This window comes from Rhodococcus sp. Z13_19A (assembly GCF_058133575.1).
In genome coordinates this window covers 1347976-1366173 of sequence record NZ_JBYUNN010000001.1, presented here as the reverse complement: position 1 = coordinate 1366173, position 18198 = coordinate 1347976, and the positions used below count along the sequence as shown (strand labels likewise).

The window sequence follows — 18198 nt, the reverse complement described above, 5'->3', positions numbered from 1 at the left end:
CTCACTGGGGCAGAGTTGATCTCGTGCCCCCCACCCCGCGCTGGACCGACTGGGAGCAGGCGTGGGAGCAGGCGCTGTACGGGCCCGCCGGTTTCGTGCACGCCGCCGGCCCGCCCGAGGCGCACTTCCGGACCTCGGTGCACGTGGGCACGGTGCTGGCCGAGGCAATGCTGGAGCTGCTGCGGCGCACCGACCACGCCCTGCAGCGCCCGGCCCGCCTGGACGTGGTGGATCTCGGCGCCGGTGGTGGGGAGCTGCTGGCCGCGGTGTGGGAGCTGGCCGAGCCGGACCTGCGTCGCCGGCTGCGCCCGGTGGCGGTGGACCTGCGCGCGGCGCCGCCGGGGTGGGCGCTGCCGTGGCGCTCGACCCTGCCCGCGACCATCACCGGCCTGGTGGTGGCGCACGAGTGGCTGGACGCGCTGGCCTGCCCGGTGGTGCAGCGCCACGGTGCGGTGGTGCACCGGCTGGAGGTCGCCCCCGACGGCCAGGAGCGGCTCGGCCCACCAGTGGCCGCCCCGGAGCTGGCCTGGCTGCGGCGCTGGTGGCCGCTGGCCGACGGCGAGCGCGCCGAGGTGGGCCTGCCGCGGGAGCGGGCGTGGGTGCAGGTGCGGCGGCGGTTGCGCGCCGGGGCGGCGCTGGCGGTGGACTACGGGCACGTGCGCGGCACCCGCCCGGCTGCGGGGACGCTGTCGGCCTACCGCGCGGGGCGGCAGGTGCGGCCGGTGCCCGACGGCACCTGCGACCTCACCGCCCACGTCGCGCTGGACGCGGTGGCCGCGCTCGCCCCCGGCAGCACCACCACCCAGGCCGAGGCGCTGGGGTCGCTGGCCGGGGGGACGCTGGCCGGGGGGACGCCGCCGGAGCAGCCGTGGCTGCAGCGGGCCGTGCGGGCCGGGCAGCTGGCCGAGCTCACCGACCCCGACGGGCTTGGCGGTTTCGGCTGGGTGCTGCACCCCACCCACGTGGACCTGCGGCTCTAGCCTGGGGCACGATCGCGGATGTGGACCGCACCCTCACCGTCGGCATCGGCTCCGCGACCGAGCACCTCGGGGTGGACCAGGTGGTGGACCTCGGACCGCTGCACCCGGCCGCGCACGGCGCCTACCGGTTGCGCCTGCGCGTGGGTGTGGACGCGGTGGTGCGCGAGGCGGTGCCGCTGGTGGGCCACCTGCACCGTGGTGCGGAGAAGCTGTACGAGGTGCGCGACTACCGCCAGGTGATGGCCCTGGCCAACCGGCACGACTGGTGGGCGGCCTTCGCCAACGAGCTGCTGGTGGCGCACGCCGTGGAGCAGATGACCGGCATGACGCCGCCGCCGCGGGCGGTGCAGCTGCGGGTGCTGCTGTGCGAGCTCACCCGCGCCATGGCCCACCTGGGCTTCCTGACCCCGCTGACCCGCGACCCCGCCGCACCCGGCACCAACACCGCCGGCACCGACGCCGCAGTGGCAGGGCGCGAGGCGCTGCAGCGCGTGCTGGAGGAAGCCTCCGGCGGGCGCATCCACTTCATGGCCAACCGGGTGGGTGGGCTGCGCGAGGACGTGCCCGCCGCCTGGTTCGACCACGTCGCCGCCGCGCTGGACACGGTGACCACCGCCGCCGCAGCCATCAGCGCGTGCACCGTCGCGGACGCCGAGTTCGTGGGCAGGCACACCGGGGTGGGGGTGCTGAGCCTGGCCGACGCCACCGCGCTGGGCGTGAGCGGTCCGGTGGGGCGGGCCAGCGGCCTGGACGTGGACCTGCGCCGCGACGACCCCGCGCCCGGCTACGACCAGCTCGCCCCGCTGCGCACCATCACCCGCACCACCGGCGACGCCCTGGCGCGGGTGGCCTGCCAGCTGGACGAGGTGACCCTGGCGGTGCAGCTGGCCCGCCAGTGCCTGATCGACGTGCCGGACGGGCCGGTGAACGTGCGCCTGCCCAGCACCATCGCCCCGCCGGAGGGCTCGGTGTACGTGTGGGGCGAGGCGCCGCTGGGCATCGCCGGGGTGCACCTGGTGTCGCGCGGCGAGCGCACTCCCTGGCGGCTGCGGCTGCGCACCGCGTCGTTCAACAACGTCCAGGCGCTGTCGTGCCTGCTGCCCGGGACGTCGCTGGAGCAGCTGCCGGTCGCGCTGGCCTCGTTCGCCGTGGTGGTCGGCGACATCGACAAGTAGCGGTGGCGGCTGGTGCTCAGTCGCCGGTGCGGCGACGGCGACGGCCACCGGGGACGGACCCGCCATAGGCCGCGATCAGCTCGGTGACCGACCGGCCCGCCGAGTGCGCCCCGTCCGGCTCGTCGGTGGAGGGCTCCGCGGTGGTGGGCTCGTCGGTGGCAGGCTCCGCGCTGGTGTCCAGGTCTGCGGTGTCCAGGTCTGCGGGGTCCAGGTCTGCCGTGTCCAGGTCTGCGGCTGGCTCGGCGGACCACCCCGGCTCGGTCGGCTCGGAGTACTCGGTGGGCTCGACGTCCACCACGTTGTCGTCGATGCCGACGCCGTGGGCCTCCAGCGTCGCCGGTCCGGTGGTGAGCAGCGTGGTGTCGCCGCGGGAGAGCACTCGGGTGGACTCCGCGTGCAGCGACACCCGCTCCACCAGCATCTGGCCGTCGAACAGCGCCGAGAGCGTCTCGCGCAGCGCCCTGATCTCCGCGCGCAGCTCAGCCAGCTCGTCGGTGGCCTCCGCCCGCACCTGCTCGCTGATCTCCGCGCGCAAGGTGCGCTGCAGCACCAGCTGCTGCTCCTGGCGGGCGTTCAGCTCGCGGGCCAGCTCCAGCTCGTAGATCTTCTGCTGCTCGTCTGCTCGCGCGTCGCTCAGCGCCGCCTCCCGGCGGTACCGGGTGAGGGCGATGCCGCACAGCATGGCCACCCAGGCCAGCACCACGACCGCCAGCCGCAGCAGCGGGGCCGAGCTGGAGAACACCAGCAGCGCACTGCCGGCCACGGCGAGCACGAGCGCCGCTCCCAGCGCGAGCTGGGCGGGGGTGCGAGCCGGGGCGCCGGCTGCGGCACGGGGGTGTGCGCGGTCGGCGAGCTGCGTCATGCGCGTGACGATACCTGTGGGAGAAGCGATTTGGGCTTGAGAAGTGGCTGGCAGCGGGCTTGGGCCGGTCAGTCGTCGCGGTCGTCGGGGCGGGCCGGCTCGTCGTCGTGCGGCGTCCGGCAGCACTGCTCCAGCCACAGCGCCGCGGCCACCAGCAGCAGCGAGCTGACCACGCCGATGGCTGCGCCGGGCAGGTCCTGGGCCGCCGCGGTGAGCACGGCGCGGTTCTGCGCGGTGTAGAGCAACAGCCCGCCCCACAGCCCGGCCATCAGCGACCCCACCAGGGACGACGCCTTGGCCAGCGCCACCGAGCGGGCGGCCATCAGCGGGTCGAGCAGCCGGGCGTCGTCGCGGCGCTCGCCCCGGCGCTGGATGCGCGAGCGCAGCACGAAGGCCAGCACCAGCTCGGCGACGGCCAGCGCCAGCAGGGTGAGCCCGGCGAAGCGGGGCAGCGGGGGGATGGAGCCGTAGCTGGTGCGCACCAGCAGCCAGCTCGCCAGCGCGGCCACCACCAGGATGGTCAACAGGTCTTGCCAGCGGGTGAACCTCACGCTCGCACCAGCCGCTGGTCGTCGCTGCGGTGCACCCCGGCGCGCTCGCCGGCGGGCAGGGCGGCCAGCAGGTCGGCGACCGGGCCACGGCCGGTGAGCACCGCGGCAGGGTCGACCTCCAGCCAGGGCAGCAGCACGAAGGCCCGCTCGTGGGCACGTGGGTGGGGCAGCAGCAGCCGGGGGTCGTCGCTGTGCAACCCGTCGCAGTCCAGCACGTCGACGTCCAGGCTGCGCGGGCCCCAGTGCTGCACCCGCTCGCGGTGTGCGCGGGCCTCCAGCTGCTGGCCCCGCCGGAGCCAGCCCCAGCAGTCGGTGCCGGCGTCGGAGACCAGCAGCACGGCGTTGAGGAAGTCCGCCTGCTCCACCCCGCCCCACGGAGCGGTGACGTACACCGAGGAACAGGCGGTGACGGCGGGGCCGAGCTCGTCCAGCACCAGCTGCAGGTGAGCGAGCCGGTCGCCGAGGTTGGAGCCGATGGACAGCACCGCGGTGCTCACGGCTGCACCGGCCCGCGGGTGCGGTGCACCACCACAGCCACGTCGGCGAACGTCAGCGGGATGGGCGCCGACGGCTTGTGCAGGCGCACCTGCACCCCGCGCACCCGCGGGTCGCCGGCCAGCACCGCCTCGGCGATCTCGTGGGCGACCGTCTCGATGAGGTCGCGGCTGGGCCCGGCCACCACGCTCGCTGCCTGCTGGGCCAGCGCGCCGTAGTCGAGGGTGTCGGCCAGGTCGTCGGTGCGCGCAGCCGGGGCGAGGTCGGCCCACACGGTGAGGTCGACCAGGAAGTCCTGGCCGTCGCGCTTCTCGTGGGCGAACACGCCGTGGTTTCCCCGCACCCGCAGGCCGGTCAGCTCGATGCGGTCGCCGTCGGCGCTGGGAGCGCTCATGCGGTGGCCGAGCCTCGTTGCCAGGCGCCGGCCACGGCCACCGCGTCCACCGAGGCGAGCACGTCGTGCACCCGCACGCCCCAGGCGCCGTGGGTGGCCGCCAGCGCGCTGAGCACCGCGGTGGCCACCTCCCGGCCGGCGGCCGGGCGCGGGGTGCCGTCGGCGTCGGCCAGCAGCGCGCCGAGGAACCGCTTGCGAGAGGCGCCGACCAGCACGGGCAGCCCGGTGGCGACGAGGTCGGGCAGCGCGCGCAGCAGCGCCCAGTTGTGGTCGCCGGTCTTGGCGAAGCCCAGGCCGGGGTCGATGACCAGCCGGCTGGGGTCCACCCCGGCCCGCACCGCCTCCTCCACCCGGGCCATCAGCTCGGTCCGCACGTCGGCCACCACGTCGTCGTAGGTGGCCAGCTGGGCCATGGTGTCGCTGTGCGCCCGCCAGTGCATCAGCACCCAGGTGGCGCCGGTCTCGGCCACCACCCGGGCCATGTCCGGGTCGGCCTTGCCGCCGGAGACGTCGTTGATGATGGTGGCGCCCGCGGCGACGGCGGCCGCGGCGACGCTGGCGCGCATGGTGTCCACGCTCACCGGCACACCCTCGGCGCACAGCGCCGCCACCACGGGAACCACCCGCTCGGTCTCGGCCGCGGCGTCCACCCGCTGCGCACCGGGCCGGGTGGACTCCCCGCCGACGTCGACCACGTCCGCACCGGCACGGCGCAGCTCCACGCCGTGCGCGATCGCCGCACCCCGGTCGAGGTAGCGGCCACCGTCGGAGAACGAGTCGGAGGTGACGTTGAGGATGCCCATCACCTGGCAGCGCTGCCCGGCGGTGCTCGTGGCGAAGGTCATCGGCCGCGGATCAGCGACAGCGCCTCCGCGCGGGAGGGCGCCGAGGTCTTGAACTGCCCGCGCACCGCCGAGGTGGTGGTGGTGGAACCGGGCTTCCGGATGCCGCGCATGGCCATGCACAGGTGCTCGGCCTCCATCACCACGATCACCCCACGCGGGTCGAGGCGGCGCATCAGCGCGTCGGCCACCTGACCGGTGAGCCGCTCCTGCACCTGGGGCCGCTTGGCGTAGAGGTCCACCACGCGCGCCAGCTTGGACAGGCCGGTGACGCGGCCGTGGTGGCCGGGGATGTAGCCGACGTGGGCCACCCCGTGGAAGGGCACCAGGTGGTGCTCGCAGGTGGAGTACATCGGGATGTCCTTGACCAGCACCAGCTCGTCGTGGCCCTCGTCGAAGGTGGTGGCCAGCACCTCGTCGGGGTCGGTGTAGAGGCCGGCGAACATCTCCCGGTACGCGCGGGCCACCCGTTCCGGCGTCTCCTTGAGCCCGGCGCGGTCGGGGTCCTCCCCCACCGCGAGCAGCAGCTCGCGCACCGCGTTGGCCGCGCGGACGTGGTCGAAGGTGTCACTCCCCGGCACCGCGGGCCCCCTCACCGGCACGGCAGGCGACTCGGCAGGGACAGGGGTGGGCACGTCGGGCCTCCAAGTTCGATCGGCTGTCAGCAACGGTCCCCCGGACCAGCACCACGACCATCAGTCGCGGCGGTGCTGGGCTCCCCCACCGTCGCCGGCGTCGCCCTGCCCCCCGTTGCCCTCGGGGGCATCGTAGTAGCCGTTGCCGGCGGGCTGGCCGTTGTCCTGCCGGCCCTGCCCCTGGTCGCCGTAACCCTGGTCGCCGTAACCCTGCTCGCCGTAACCCTGGCCGCCATGACCCTGGTTCCCGTAGCCCGGGGTCGCCGGCTGCTGGGCGTCGCCCTGCCACGGCCCGTTCGGCTGGGGACGGTCGTTGCCTCGCTGCGGGGGCCAGCCGGGGGCCGACCACCCGGGAGGGGCGCCGTAGTCCGGGCGGGAGCCGCTGCGCGGCGGCGAGCTGTAGCCGCCGGGCGAGCTGCCGTAGGAACCCTGGTTTCCGGGAGCGCCCTGGTTGCCGTAGGAGCCCTGGTTGCCCTGCCCCCACTGGCCGGTCTGGCTGCCCTGGTTGGGGTAGCCACCCTGGTTGCTCTGCTGGCCGTAGCTGCCGGCACCCACCGGCTCCGTCTGCTTGCGGAAGTACGGCTCCGGCGGGGCCGGCGGCCACGGCTCGCCGCGCTCCATCGCCAGCTCGCCCGGAGTCTTCACCGGCGGCTTGTCCGAGGGGGTCCGTCCACCGAAGTCGTTGAACGCGGTGATCCGCGGACGCTTCTGCACGTCGGCGAAGACCCGCTGCAGGTCCTTGCGGTTGAGCGTCTCGGTCTCCAGCAGCTCTGCGGCCAGCTCGTCGAGCACGTCGCGGTAGGTGTTCAGGATCTCCCACGCCTCGGTGTGCGCGGCCTCGATGAGCGCCCGCACCTCCTCGTCGATCTCGTGGGCGACCTCGAGGGAGTAGTCGCTCTGGGTGCCCATGGTGCGGCCCAGGAAGGGGTCGCCCTGCTCCTGGCCGTAGCGCACCGCGCCGAGGCGCGAGCTCATGCCGTACTCGGTGACCATGGCGCGGGCGATCTTGGTGGCCTGGTCGATGTCCGACGACGCCCCGGTGGTGGGCTCGTGGAAGACCAGCTCCTCGGCGGCGCGGCCACCCATGGCCATCACCAGCCGAGCCAGCATCTCCGAGCGGGTCATCAGGCCCTTGTCGTCCTCGGGCACGGCCAGGGCGTGGCCGCCGGTGCGCCCGCGGGCCAGGATCGTCACCTTGTACACCGGCTCGATGTCCGGCATCGCCCACGCGGCCAGCGCGTGACCACCCTCGTGGTAGGCGGTGATCTTCTTCTCGTGCTCGCTGATGATGCGGCTCTTGCGGCGGGGCCCGCCGATGACGCGGTCGACCGACTCCTCCAGCGCGGCGCCGGTGATGACGTTGCCGTTCTCGCGCGCGGTGAGCAGGGCCGCCTCGTTGAGGACGTTGGCCAGGTCGGCGCCGGACATGCCCACGGTGCGCTTGGCCAGGCCGTCCAGGTCGGCGTCGCCGGCGATCGGCTTGCCCGCGGAGTGCACCTTGAGGATCGCGCGGCGCCCGGCCAGGTCGGGTGCGGCCACCGGGATCTGCCGGTCGAAGCGACCCGGGCGCAGCAGCGCGGGGTCGAGGATGTCGGGCCGGTTGGTGGCGGCGATGAGGATGACGCCGGTGCGGGCACCGAAGCCGTCCATCTCCACCAGCAGCTGGTTCAGGGTCTGCTCCCGCTCGTCGTGGCCGCCGCCCATGCCGGCGCCGCGCTGGCGGCCGACCGCGTCGATCTCGTCCACGAAGATGATGCAGGGGCTGTTCTGCTTGGCCTGCTCGAACAGGTCGCGCACCCGGGAGGCACCGACACCGACGAACATCTCCACGAAGTCCGAGCCGGAGATGGTGAAGAAGGGCACGCCCGCCTCGCCGGCGACGGCCCGAGCCAGCAGCGTCTTGCCGGTTCCGGGCGGACCGTAGAGCAGCACGCCCTTGGGGATCTTGGCGCCCAGGGCCTGGTAGCGGCCCGGGTTCTGCAGGAAGTCCTTGATCTCGTAGAGCTCCTCCACCGCCTCGTCGGCACCGGCGACGTCGGCGAAGGTGGTCTTGGGAGTGTCCTTGCTCAGCTGCTTGGCCTTGGACTTGCCAAAGCCCATCACGCCGCCGCGGCCGCCGCCCTGCATGCGGTTCATGACGAAGAACAGCAGACCCATGATCAGCAGGATCGGCAGCATGAACGACAGGATCGAGACCAGGAAGCTCTGCTGGGTGACCGTGGTGGAGTAGCTGGCGAGCCGGGCGTCCTGGACGTCGTTGAAGATCTCCTCCGCCGCACCCGAGGGGTACTTGGTGATGATCTTCTCGTCGCCGTCGACGGGCTGCTTCAGGGTCAGCCGCAGCTGCTGCTCGCGGTCGTCGATCTGGGCGGACTCGGCGTTGCCGTCGGCGAGCTGCTGCAGCGCCACCGAGGTGTCCACCGACTTGTAGCCCCGGGTGTTGTCGCCGAAGTAGCTGAACGCGAAGATGACCAGCAGGACACCGGCAACGATGGCCAGGGTGCGGTACAAAGGCTTACGTGTCATACAGCTGCGGCCGGTGCGGCCTCGTCCTTCCAGGAGCCAGGATCTCCGGAGACATCCAGAGAGATCCCCAGGCTACCTTGACGGCGGGAACCTGACATTTCAGTCGCTGTACATCAGTCGCTGTACACCTTGGGGTCCAGGGTGCCGATGTAGGGCAGGTCGCGGTAGCGCTCGGCGTAGTCCAGGCCGTAGCCCACGACGAACTCGTTGGGGATCTCGAAGCCGACGTGCGCGACGTCGACCGCGGCACGCACCGCGTCGGGCTTGCGCAGCAGGGTGCACACCTGCAGCGAGGCGGGGTTGCGCGAGGCGAGGTTGCGCAGCAGCCACGACAGCGTCAGCCCAGAGTCGATGATGTCCTCCACGATGAGCACCCGGCGGCCGGTGATGTCGCGGTCGAGGTCCTTGAGGATGCGCACCACGCCCGAGGACGAGGTGGCCGAGCCGTAGGAGCTGACGGCCATGAACTCCAGCTGCACCGGCACCGGCAGGATGCGGGCGAGGTCTGTCATGAACATCACGGCGCCCTTGAGCACCCCCACCAGCACCAGGTCGTCAGCGGCGTCCGCCGGCTCGTTGGCGGCAATGGCCGCGGCGAGCTCGTGGGTCCGCTCGCGGATGCGCTCCTCGGAGATCAGCACCGAAGAGATATCGCCCTCATACACCGCGTCGACTCCTTGGCTGTTCGTGTGAGACTTGTTGGGCTGCAGGTTCTTCGCCTGCGATCGGCGCGGATCCGGCCTGCCGGGGGGCGCGAACCGTCTCCGACCGCGCCGGCTGGGACTGCACCGAGAGCCTGCCATGTCGGCGCGACACCACCAAGTGGCCACCGACGGAGACCCCGCCCTGCCCGCGCCACGCGCCCAGCAGCTCGTCGGCCCAGCGCAGCTGGCGGTCGGTGAGCGCGGTGGCGCCGTGTGCGGTGAGCCACTGCCGCAGCACCCGGCGGCGGAGGGCGGCCGGGGCGGGGGTGAGCACGTCGGCGTCCAGCTCGGGCCCGCGCAGCGCCTGGGTGGCCAGCTCGGCAGCCAGGGCGTCGAGGGCGTCGCAGTCCTCGCGCAGCTGGGTGGCGGTGCGCCCCAGCGCCTCGGCCACGCCGCCGGCGAGCACGTCCTCCAGCAGCGGCAGCACCTCGTGGCGCAGCCGCACGCGGGTGAAGCCGGGGTCGTCGTTGTGCGGGTCGTGGTGCGGGTGCAGCCCCAGCGCCTGGCACGCCGCCAGGGTGACGCCCCGGTGCACGCCCAGCAGCGGGCGACCCCACGGCGCGTCCCAGGGCCGCATGCCGGCCACCGAGCGCGGCCCCGAGCCACGGCCCAGCCCCAGCAGCACGGTCTCGGCCTGGTCGTCGAGGGTGTGCCCCAGCAGCACGGGCGAGCCGGCGGTGCGCAGCGCCTGGTAGCGCGCGCGGCGGGCGGCGGCCTCGAGCCCGCCGGTGCCCACCACCTCCACGGTGCGCACCTGCACCTCGGCGGCACCCAGGGCGCGCGCCTGTGCGGCGGCGGTGGCGGCGGTGCGGGCGCTGTCCGGCTGCAGCTGGTGGTCGACCACCAGCACGCTCACCCGTGGCGCCTCGTGCACGGCGGCGGCGGTGAGCGCCAGGGAGTCGGCGCCGCCGGAGCAGGCCACCACCACCGGGGCCTGCGGGGCGTGCTCGGCCAGCCAGCGGCGCACCGCCACCCGGGTCTCCGCGACGGCCGGGTCCGGCCCCCTCATGCCAGCACCCGGTTGATCCAGCGCTGCGGGTCGGTGATCTCGGCGTCCACCGGCAGCGCGGCGGCGCTGGACCACACCTGGTTGAACCCGGCCATGCCCTCGCGGCCCACCACGTGCTCGACGAAGACCTTGCCCCGCTCGTACTGGGCGATCTTGGCGTCGATGCCGAGCAGCGCGCGGAGCACCCGCTGCACCGGGTTGGCCGGGCGGGCGCGACGCCGGTCGAAGCCGGCACGGATGTGGCGCACCGAGGGCACCACCGCGGGCCCGACGGCGTCCATCACGTGGTCGGCGTGGCCCTCCAGCAGGGTGCCCAGTGCCATCAGCTTCTGCAGGGCCTCCCGCTGGGGCGGCGCCTGCAGCGCGCCGAGCAGCCCCACCACCCCGTCCGGGCCGGTGCCCTCCCGCGCCACCGAGCGCAGCACTCCGCTGAGCCGGCCGGCCAGCTCGCCCAGTGGCGCGTCCAGGCCCGTGGTCAGGGTGGTGACGGTGGCGGCCATGTGGTCCACCAGCCACGGGGTGGCGGTGAACTGCACCCGGTGGGTCACCTCGTGCAGGCACACCCACAGCCGGAAGTCGGCGGGGTCGACCTGCAGGGCGCGCTCGGTGGCCACCACGTTGGGCGCCACCAGGAGCAGGGAGCCGCCGCCGGCCGGGTCGTCGTCGGCGCCGGTGACCGGGGCGAACGGGTCGTACTGGCCGAGCACGGCCGAGGCCAGGTACGACAGCACCACCCCCACCTGCAGGCCCGCGGTGCGTCCGGACAACCCGGGGCCCGGGCCGCCCGGACGCACGGCGGTACCGGTCAGCGCGCCCATCGAGGTGGCGGCCGCGGCGGCCCAGCGCGGCCGGTCCAGGACCTGGGCGGCGGGCACGGGCACGCCGTCGGCCAGGCCGGTGACCGCACGCACCGGGAGCTCGGCACGGCCGGCGGCGTCATGCAGCTCGGCAACGACCTCGGTGGCCTGCTGGGGGCTGACCACCGGGCCGGGGCGGACCAGCCGCTGGGCCGTGCGGCCCGCGAGCCGCCAGTCCACCACCGGGGCCTGGGCAGTCATCGGCAGCCGCAGGTCCGCAGGGTGGCCGCGATGGCGTCGAGGGCGGGGCGGGTGTCCGCGGTGGCCGCGCCGTTGGCGATCAGGGCGAAGGTCAGCACCCGGCCGTCGACGTCGGTGACGGTTCCAGCGAGGGAGTTCACCCCCGTCAGTGTGCCCGTCTTGGCCCGCACCCACCCGGCGCCAGTCTTGGCGACGGGGCCGCCGTAGCGGTCGGTCAGCGTGCCGCTCACCCCGGCCACGGGCAGGGAGGCGAGGATCGGGCGCAGCGCGTCCGCGTGCGGGCCGTTGCCCGCGGCCATCCGCACCACGTCGGCCAGCACCCGCGCCGGCGCACGGTTGAGGATGGAGAGGCCACTGGTGTCCTGCATGATCAGGCTGTTGGTGTTGACGCCCACCTCGGACAGCGTCGTGGCCACGGCCGATGCCGCCCCCACGAAGGACTGGGGCTGGCCCTTGGCGGCGGCGACCTCCCGGCCCAGCGCCTCGGCGACCACGTTGTCGGACCGCTCGGTGAGCTGCTGGATGCGGATCCGCAGCGGCGCCGAGCTGACCACGGCCAGCTCCTGCGCCCCGGGTGCGGCCACCCCGGCGGTCACCGCCTGCGCGGGCACGCCCAGCCGCTGGGCGAAGACCCGGGCGGTGTCCAGGGCGGGGGTCGCCGAGCGCGGCGACTCCTCCTTGCTCGGGTCGAGCCGGCCCCCCTCCAGCATCAGCGGCTCCATCGGCGCGATGTAGCCCTCGCCGACGTCGGCGCCGATCCAGCCGGTGGCCAGCGGCGGGCCGGCGTACGCGCTGGTGTCCACCACCACCGAGGACACCTGGATGCCCTTGGCGCGCACCTGGTTGACCAGGTCGTCCAGGTGCGCCGCCTGCGGGTAGTACCCCTGGGTGCCCACCGGGGCTGCGGTGAGGGTGACGTCACCGCCGCCCACCAGCACCACCTGGCCGGGCACCGCCGAGCTCATCACCCGGGTCTGCACGGTGTGGTCCGGGCCCAGCGCCAGCAGCGCACCGGCCACGGTCAGCACCTTGGAGGTGGAGGCGGGCAGCTGCGGCACGTCGGGGCTGGACTGCCACAGCACGGCGCCGGTCTCGGCGTCGTCCACCCGCCCGGTCAGCGTGCCCAGCGAGGGATCGGTGACCAGCGGGGCGAGCGTGGCGGCCAGCCCGGCTGGGGTGGGGATCGGGGCGTCGGAGGACGCCGGCTTGATCTGCGGGCTGACCTGGACCGGCGTCGGCGGGGCACTGGTGCCCGCCGCCGAAGCCGTGCTGGAGTCCCGGTCGGAGGTGCGCACGACCACCAGGACGGCGATCACCACCACCAGCACCACGAGGACCAGTCCGGCGGCTTGCCGGAGCGCCCGTCTACGCCGCACGAACCCACCTCTCACACCTGGGCCGCGCCGTTTGCCGACCTGCTTCACCGTTCGGCGACCCTGGTACGTCAGACTAGCGTCGAGAAGTCACATCCCAGTCAACCCACTCACTAAGCGAGGGCGCGTGGAATTCGACGTCACCATTGAGATCCCCAAGGGTCAGCGCAACAAGTACGAGATGGACCACGAGTCCGGGCGGATCCGGTTGGACCGCACGCTCTTCACGGCCACCCAGTACCCGGCTGACTACGGGTTCATCGACGACACCCTCGGCGAGGACGGCGACCCGCTGGACGCTCTCGTCCTGCTGCCGGAGCCCACGTTCCCGGGCTGCCTGATCCGCTGCCGCGCGGTCGCCATGTTCCGGATGACCGACGAGGCCGGCGGCGACGACAAGGTGCTCTGCGTCCCCGCCACCGACCCGCGGTTCTCCTACATGCAGGACATCGACGACGTGTCGAGCTTCTACCGCCTGGAGATCAAGCACTTCTTCGAGGTCTACAAGGACCTGGAGCCGGGCAAGAGCGTCGAGGGGGCCGACTGGGTCGGCCGGGCCGACGCCGAGAAGGAGATCGCGGCGTCGTTCCAGCGCCAGAAGGACAACCCGGGGCACTAGCCGGAACTGAGCCGGCGCGGCTCCACGCCCGCCGCACCGCCCGTCGAGGGGCTGGGCACGCCGATCACCGGCTGCCCAGCCCCTTCGGCGTGCCTGGGGCTTGCTGGGGCCTGCTGGCGCGTGGGGCCTGCTCCGGCGGTGCTGCTCCCGCTCTGCGGCGCCGCGGCGGCCGCGTCCCGCTCGGCCTGCTGGGCGGCGAGGCCGGACATGGTGCGCAGCGGCACCTCCTTGACGAACCAGACCAGCACGAAGCCGACGATCATCAGCGCGCTGACGGCCAGGAACACGTGGTCCATCGCAGCCGAGAAGCCGACCTTGAACGGTTCGGCCAGCACCGGGTCGAGGCGCTGGATGAACGAGGTGTCCACCAGGGCCGCCCCGGCCACCGCGGGGTCACCGGCCGCCACGCCCTGGGCGAGGTGTGCCTGTGCGGGGTCCGCGCCCTGCGCCGCCGCCTGCAGCGCGCTGCGGAAGCCGGGGTCGGTCGAGGCGGTGGTCAGCGCTGCCGACGTCGCGGGCGTGAGCTGGGAGAACAGCAGGGACAGGAACACCGCGACCCCCAGCGTCGCGCCGATCTGGCGGAAGAAGGTGGCCGCCGAGGTGGACACCCCCATGTCCCTGGGCGGCATGGCGTTCTGGATCGCCAGCGTCAGCGGTTGCATCATGCAGCCCAGGCCCAGGCCGAAGGTGGCCATCATGGTCATGGTCAGCCAGAGCGGGGTGTCCGCGCGCACGAGGTGCAGGGCGAACATGCCCGCGCTCATCAGTGCCGTGCCCACCAGCGGGAAGATCTTGTAGCGCCCGGTCCGCGAGATCAGCTGTCCGGAGACGATGGAGGCGAGCATCATCGCGCCGACCATCGGCAGCACCTGGTAGCCGGCCAGCGTGGGCGAGGAGCCCTTGACCACCTGCAGGTACTGCGGGATGAGCGAGATCCCGCCGAACATCCCCGCTCCGGCGATCACGCTGACGGCGATGCACAGCGAGAACAGCCGGTTGCGGAAGAAGCGCAGGGGGATCAGCGCCTCGTCGCCCATCCGGACCTCGGCCAGCACGAAGGCAGCCACCCCCAGCACGCCCACCACGTAGCAGCACAGCGCAGCCGGGGACGACCAGCCCCAGGTGCGGCCCTGCTCGGCGACCACCAGCAGCGGAACCACCCCGACGCTCAGCAGCGTCGCTCCCCACCAGTCGACCTTGGCCTCGCGGTGGTGCACCGGCAGGTTGAGCACCCGCCACACCACCAGCAGAGCCAGCACGCCCAGCGGCACGTTGAGGTAGAACACCCAGCGCCAGCCGGTGACGCCGAGCAGCGACGGCTGTCCGGCCAGCACCCCGCCGAGCACCGGGCCGAGCACGCTGGCGGTGGCGAACACGGCCAGGAAGTACCCCTGGTACCGCGCCCGCTCCCGCGGCGGCACGATGTCGCCGATGATGGCCAGGGCCATGGACATCAGCCCGCCGGCACCCACTCCCTGCACCGCGCGGAAGGCGGCCAGCTCGTACATCGACGTGGCGATGCCGCAGAGCATCGACCCCACCACGAAGATCGTGATGGCCAGCATGAAGAAGGGCTTGCGCCCGTGCAGGTCGGAGAGCTTGCCGTACAGCGGCGTCGTGATGGTGGACGTGACGAGGTAGGCGGTGGTGACCCAGGCCAGCACCGAGTAGCCCTGCAGGTCGTCGGCGATGGTGCGCACCGCGGTGGAGACGATGGTCTGGTCCAGCGCGGCCAGGAACATGCCCAGCACCAGGCCGGACAGGATGGTGAGGATCTGACGGTGGGTGAAGACCCCGGTCTCCGGCGAGCCCGGTCCGGACGCCGCCGGCGTCGCCTGGGTGGTGGGCATGGATCCCCTTCCGGGACCGCGGACTCCAGCAGCTGTCCGACGCAAGGGTGCGTGCGGATCGGCGACCGTGCAAGGTGGTCAGGTGTCCTAGATGGGCAGACACGCCGACCGTTGGGGCCGCGGGCAGGCGCGCTCTAGGCTGAGCGCATGGAAGATGTCCTGAACGTCCTGCACGTCGTCACCGGCGTCTTCATCGTCGGCCCCATGGCGATCCTGCCGCACACCGCGCTGCGCGCGGTCCGCAACGGAGATGCCGCGCAGGTGCGCTCGCTGGCGCAGTCGACCAACATCATGACGCTGGCCTCGGTGCTGGTGGTCATCTTCGGGTTCGGGCTGGTGTCGGTGGTCGACTACGACCTCTCGTTCACCACTCCGTGGATCCTCATCTCGATCATCCTCTACGTGATCGCCCTGGTGCTCAGCCTGGTGATGGTGGTTCCGGCGCTGCAGAAGGCCGCCGACACCCTGCAGCCCGCGGGCGTGGCGGCCACCGCCGGCAGCGAGGCCACGGCACCGCGTGGCGGCAGCCCGGACTACGGCCGCATCGCGATGAGCTCGGGAATCGTCTCGCTGCTGCTCATCGCCATCGTGGTGCTGATGGTGGTCAAGCCCGGCTGACGCCGCTCGCTCGGCCCGGGGCGGGTTGGTAGCAGCTGCAGACGGTGCGGGGCGCGCTTGGTGGTACTTGCAGACGCACCTACCGGCGGATGAGCCCGCGGGCAGTCGCGGCGGCGAACTGCAGGTCCATCAGCACCACGTCCACGTCCAGCTCGCCCAGCAACGCCCAACCGCCGTCCCAGCTCGAGCCGGGACGGCGGTTGGTAGCGGTTGCAGACCCCGCGGGGGCAGGTAGGGCGTACTTGCAGACGCCCCTACTTGCCCTTGAACTCGGGGGCGCGCTGGGCGAAGACGGCCTGGATCGCCTCGCCGAGGTCCTCCGAGGCGAGGAACGCGGAGTTCCACGCGGCCACGTAGCGCAGCCCCGAGGCGACCCGGGCGGCGCGCTCCTGGTCCAGCACGTCCTTGATGCCGTGCACCACCAGCGGTGGGTTTCCTGCGATCTCCTTGGCGGTGGCGTGCGCGGCGGCGAGCACGGCCTCGGCGTCAGGGAGCACGTCGTTGACCAGGCCGATGCGCTCGGCGCGGGCGGCATCGATGTCGCGACCGGTCAGCGCCAGCTCGCGCAGGTGGCCGTCGCCGATGATCGCTGGCAGCCGCTGCAGGCTGCCCATGTCGGCCACGATGGCCACCTTCACCTCGCGGATGCTGAAGGACGCGTCGGCGCTGGCGTAGCGGACGTCGCAGGCGGCGATGAGGTCGACGCCGCCCCCGATGCAGCGGCCCTGCACGGCGGCGATCACCGGCTTGCGGCAGTCGGCGACGGCGTTCAGCGCCTTCTGCATCTTCTTGATGTCGTCGTAGAGCGCGGTGCGCGGGCCGGCGAGCAGGTTCTCCCCGCTCATCACCGGGCCGAGCGTCTCCCCCATCGCTGCCAGGTCGAGCCCGTAGGAGAAGTTGCGCCCGGAGCCGGCGACCACCACGGCGCGCACCTCGGGGTCGGCGTCGAGCTCGGCGAACACCTGCGGCATCTCGGCCCAGAAGTCCGGGCCCATCGCGTTGTGCTTGCCCGGCCCGACCAGGGTCACCTGCGCGACGCTCCCGGCGCGGTCGACGGTTACGGACTTCCAGGCGCTCTCAGTCATGCGGACACTGTATTGGGGGCACGGAGCCCCACGTCCACCGGCGAGCGTCCACCCAGCACCGTCCTTCCCGCCCGCCCCACCGGTTGGGGCGACTTTGGTTGCGGCACAACGCAGCACCGTTGGGTGGCGCGTCGCGGCCGGCTTGCGCCGGGTCGCCCACCGCACTGGCTTGTACGTTTGGTGCAGAGCCCCTGCGTTCTGGTGAGTGCAGCACCCTCGAGCGAGCGCCCCGGGCGAGCGGTGGCGAGGCGGGGGAGACCGACATGGCGACTGACCACGGCGACCGCTCGGCGACGGCCGAGCTCGAGCTGGCACCGACCCGGGACACCGGGCGCACGGCGATCGTCCTCGGCGGCCTGGTGGTGCTGGGCGTGCTGATCCTGCAGCTCGGCTTCATCCTCAGCTACGTGGGTGCGTTCCACGACCCAGCACCGCGGGACGTGGACATCGCCGTGGTGGGCCCGGCTCCGGCGGCGGAGCAGACCGTCGCGGCGCTGGGGTCGCTGCCCGGGCACCCGCTGAGCCCGAGCACCACCACCAGCGTGGAGCAGGCCCGCTCGATGGTGGCCAACCGCGACGTGGAGTCGGCACTGGTCCTGGGGCCGGACGGCAGGGACACCCTGCTCGTGGCCAGCGCCGCCAGCACCTCGGTGGCCGACGCCGTGGAGACCGTGGTGACGCAGTTCGCCGCCGCCCAGCAGCGCACCGTCACCGTGGACGACCTGGTGCCCATCAGCTCCGGGGACAACCGCGGCCTCTCCGACTTCTACATCGCCGTCGGCTGGGTGGTGGGCGGTTACCTGCTGGCCACCGTGATGGAGCTGGTCGCCGGCAGCTCCCGCGCCCCTCGGACGGCAGCGCGGCGGCTGCTCGTCGCCGTCGGCTACGCCGTGCTGTCGGGCATCGGCACCGCCATCATCGTGGAGCCGGTGCTCGGTGTGTACTCCGGGCACTTCTGGTCACTGGCTGCGCTCGGCGCCCTGGTGGTCTTCGCCACCTTCGCCTTCACCCTCTTCCTCGAGGCGGCGCTGGACTTCGTGGGCATCGGGCTGGTGATCGGGCTGTTCGTGGTGCTGGGCAACCCCAGCGCCGGCGGCGCCTACGGCACCCAGCTGATCCCCCCGTTCTGGGCCGCGATCGGTCCGTGGCTCACGCCCGGCGCCGCCACCAGCGGCGTCCGCAACATCGCCTACTTCCACGGAACCGAGATGGCGCAACCGCTGTGGGTGCTCTTCGGCTACGCCGTGGTCGGCGTGGTGGGGGCGATGGCGGCCGCGACGTACTTCGATCGCCGCGCACGACGGAAGCAGTCGCCGAGCGACACCACCGCGGCCACCGGCGCCACCGTCACGATCTGAGGACGTGGCGAGGACGGCTGCCAGGTGCCGGGAACAGATCCTTATCGGGTATCGTTGTCATCAC

General features: G+C 73.2%; 18 protein-coding genes. 5 read left to right on the top strand and 13 right to left on the bottom strand.

Annotated features, from left to right (window positions below):
* Window positions 1-23: 23 nt before the first annotated feature.
* Together AC3YNX_RS06365 and AC3YNX_RS06360 are read left to right on the top strand one after the other, a co-directional pair.
* The gene (locus tag AC3YNX_RS06365; RefSeq protein WP_489994926.1) at window positions 24-980 is read left to right on the top strand and encodes an SAM-dependent methyltransferase; all 957 of its coding nucleotides are present in this window, start codon (window positions 24-26) and stop codon (window positions 978-980) included.
* 20 nt (window positions 981-1000) lie between these two features.
* Window positions 1001-2155: an NADH-quinone oxidoreductase subunit D-related protein gene (locus AC3YNX_RS06360; protein ID WP_489994925.1), complete on the top strand. Its 1155-nt coding sequence runs from the start codon at window positions 1001-1003 to the stop codon at window positions 2153-2155.
* A 16-nt stretch (window positions 2156-2171) separates the two neighbouring features.
* Here the strand turns inward: AC3YNX_RS06360 and AC3YNX_RS06355 are convergent, their stop codons facing one another.
* The 11 genes from AC3YNX_RS06355 to dacB form a co-directional block, all read right to left on the bottom strand.
* Window positions 2172-3017 carry a DUF6779 domain-containing protein gene (locus AC3YNX_RS06355; protein ID WP_127781843.1) on the bottom strand — a complete coding sequence of 282 codons (846 nt, stop codon included), beginning with the start codon at window positions 3015-3017 and terminating at the stop codon, window positions 2172-2174.
* Between the two features lie 68 nt (window positions 3018-3085).
* The gene (locus AC3YNX_RS06350) at window positions 3086-3568 is read right to left on the bottom strand and encodes a DUF3180 domain-containing protein (protein WP_127781842.1); all 483 of its coding nucleotides are present in this window, start codon (window positions 3566-3568) and stop codon (window positions 3086-3088) included.
* Window positions 3565-4065, bottom strand: a complete 501-nt coding sequence (folK, locus tag AC3YNX_RS06345) for a 2-amino-4-hydroxy-6-hydroxymethyldihydropteridine diphosphokinase (RefSeq protein ID WP_489994924.1) — start codon at window positions 4063-4065, stop codon at window positions 3565-3567. Before folK ends, AC3YNX_RS06350 begins: the two co-directional genes overlap by 4 nt.
* On the bottom strand, window positions 4062-4457 hold the full coding sequence (gene folB / locus AC3YNX_RS06340) for a dihydroneopterin aldolase (RefSeq protein ID WP_489982497.1): 396 nt from the start codon (window positions 4455-4457) through the stop codon (window positions 4062-4064). Before folB ends, folK begins: the two co-directional genes overlap by 4 nt.
* The gene (gene folP, locus AC3YNX_RS06335; RefSeq protein ID WP_206518070.1) at window positions 4454-5302 is read right to left on the bottom strand and encodes a dihydropteroate synthase; all 849 of its coding nucleotides are present in this window, start codon (window positions 5300-5302) and stop codon (window positions 4454-4456) included. The genes folB and folP overlap by 4 nt, the downstream gene beginning before the upstream one ends.
* Window positions 5299-5880 (bottom strand): GTP cyclohydrolase I FolE, encoded by a 582-nt coding sequence (folE, locus tag AC3YNX_RS06330; RefSeq protein WP_241249613.1) that lies wholly within the window; start codon window positions 5878-5880, stop codon window positions 5299-5301. The genes folP and folE overlap by 4 nt, the downstream gene beginning before the upstream one ends.
* Window positions 5881-5994: 114 nt before the next feature.
* On the bottom strand, window positions 5995-8460 hold the full coding sequence (gene ftsH / locus AC3YNX_RS06325) for an ATP-dependent zinc metalloprotease FtsH (protein ID WP_127781839.1): 2466 nt from the start codon (window positions 8458-8460) through the stop codon (window positions 5995-5997).
* 113 nt (window positions 8461-8573) lie between these two features.
* Window positions 8574-9125, bottom strand: a complete 552-nt coding sequence (gene hpt / locus AC3YNX_RS06320; RefSeq protein ID WP_127781838.1) for a hypoxanthine phosphoribosyltransferase — start codon at window positions 9123-9125, stop codon at window positions 8574-8576.
* Complete coding sequence (gene tilS / locus AC3YNX_RS06315) at window positions 9118-10173, bottom strand: tRNA lysidine(34) synthetase TilS (protein ID WP_489994923.1); 1056 nt, start codon at window positions 10171-10173, stop codon at window positions 9118-9120. The genes hpt and tilS overlap by 8 nt, the downstream gene beginning before the upstream one ends.
* The gene (locus AC3YNX_RS06310; protein WP_489994922.1) at window positions 10170-11231 is read right to left on the bottom strand and encodes a zinc-dependent metalloprotease; all 1062 of its coding nucleotides are present in this window, start codon (window positions 11229-11231) and stop codon (window positions 10170-10172) included. The genes tilS and AC3YNX_RS06310 overlap by 4 nt, the downstream gene beginning before the upstream one ends.
* Entirely contained in the window at window positions 11228-12607 is a 1380-nt protein-coding gene (gene dacB / locus AC3YNX_RS06305; protein WP_489994921.1) for a D-alanyl-D-alanine carboxypeptidase/D-alanyl-D-alanine endopeptidase, read from the bottom strand. The genes AC3YNX_RS06310 and dacB overlap by 4 nt, the downstream gene beginning before the upstream one ends.
* Before the next feature lie 124 nt (window positions 12608-12731).
* Here dacB and AC3YNX_RS06300 point away from each other — a divergent pair, with 124 nt between their 5' ends.
* Window positions 12732-13223, top strand: coding sequence for an inorganic diphosphatase (locus AC3YNX_RS06300; RefSeq protein ID WP_127781835.1), 492 nt, complete (start codon window positions 12732-12734; stop codon window positions 13221-13223).
* Here AC3YNX_RS06300 and AC3YNX_RS06295 read toward each other — a convergent pair.
* On the bottom strand, window positions 13220-15073 hold the full coding sequence (locus tag AC3YNX_RS06295) for an MDR family MFS transporter (protein ID WP_489994920.1): 1854 nt from the start codon (window positions 15071-15073) through the stop codon (window positions 13220-13222). The genes AC3YNX_RS06300 and AC3YNX_RS06295 overlap by 4 nt on opposite strands.
* Before the next feature lie 147 nt (window positions 15074-15220).
* On the opposite strand from AC3YNX_RS06295, the gene AC3YNX_RS06290 reads away from it, so the two are divergent.
* Entirely contained in the window at window positions 15221-15691 is a 471-nt protein-coding gene (locus AC3YNX_RS06290) for a DUF2269 family protein (RefSeq protein ID WP_489994919.1), read from the top strand.
* Between the two features lie 254 nt (window positions 15692-15945).
* Here AC3YNX_RS06290 and AC3YNX_RS06285 read toward each other — a convergent pair whose 3' ends face one another.
* Window positions 15946-16776 (bottom strand): crotonase/enoyl-CoA hydratase family protein, encoded by an 831-nt coding sequence (locus AC3YNX_RS06285; RefSeq protein WP_489994918.1) that lies wholly within the window; start codon window positions 16774-16776, stop codon window positions 15946-15948.
* Window positions 16777-17039: 263 nt separating this feature from the next.
* Here AC3YNX_RS06285 and AC3YNX_RS06280 point away from each other — a divergent pair, with 263 nt between their 5' ends.
* Window positions 17040-18134 carry an ABC-2 transporter permease gene (locus AC3YNX_RS06280; RefSeq protein ID WP_489994917.1) on the top strand — a complete coding sequence of 365 codons (1095 nt, stop codon included), beginning with the start codon at window positions 17040-17042 and terminating at the stop codon, window positions 18132-18134.
* Window positions 18135-18198: the final 64 nt, after the last annotated feature.

Excerpts from the sequence above, each read along its gene's own strand:
- folB (WP_489982497.1), bottom strand. The coding sequence starts at position 4,457 with ATGAGCGCTCCCAGCGCCGACGGCGACCGCATCGAGCTGACCGGCCTG.
- AC3YNX_RS06280 (WP_489994917.1), top strand. The coding sequence starts at position 17,040 with ATGGCGACTGACCACGGCGACCGCTCGGCGACGGCCGAGCTCGAGCTG.
- tilS (WP_489994923.1), bottom strand. The coding sequence starts at position 10,173 with ATGAGGGGGCCGGACCCGGCCGTCGCGGAGACCCGGGTGGCGGTGCGC.
- folP (WP_206518070.1), bottom strand. The coding sequence starts at position 5,302 with ATGACCTTCGCCACGAGCACCGCCGGGCAGCGCTGCCAGGTGATGGGC.
- AC3YNX_RS06355 (WP_127781843.1), bottom strand. The coding sequence starts at position 3,017 with ATGACGCAGCTCGCCGACCGCGCACACCCCCGTGCCGCAGCCGGCGCC.
- AC3YNX_RS06310 (WP_489994922.1), bottom strand. The coding sequence starts at position 11,231 with ATGACTGCCCAGGCCCCGGTGGTGGACTGGCGGCTCGCGGGCCGCACG.
- AC3YNX_RS06285 (WP_489994918.1), bottom strand. The coding sequence starts at position 16,776 with ATGACTGAGAGCGCCTGGAAGTCCGTAACCGTCGACCGCGCCGGGAGC.
- AC3YNX_RS06290 (WP_489994919.1), top strand. The coding sequence starts at position 15,221 with ATGGAAGATGTCCTGAACGTCCTGCACGTCGTCACCGGCGTCTTCATC.
- ftsH (WP_127781839.1), bottom strand. The coding sequence starts at position 8,460 with ATGACACGTAAGCCTTTGTACCGCACCCTGGCCATCGTTGCCGGTGTC.
- AC3YNX_RS06295 (WP_489994920.1), bottom strand. The coding sequence starts at position 15,073 with ATGCCCACCACCCAGGCGACGCCGGCGGCGTCCGGACCGGGCTCGCCG.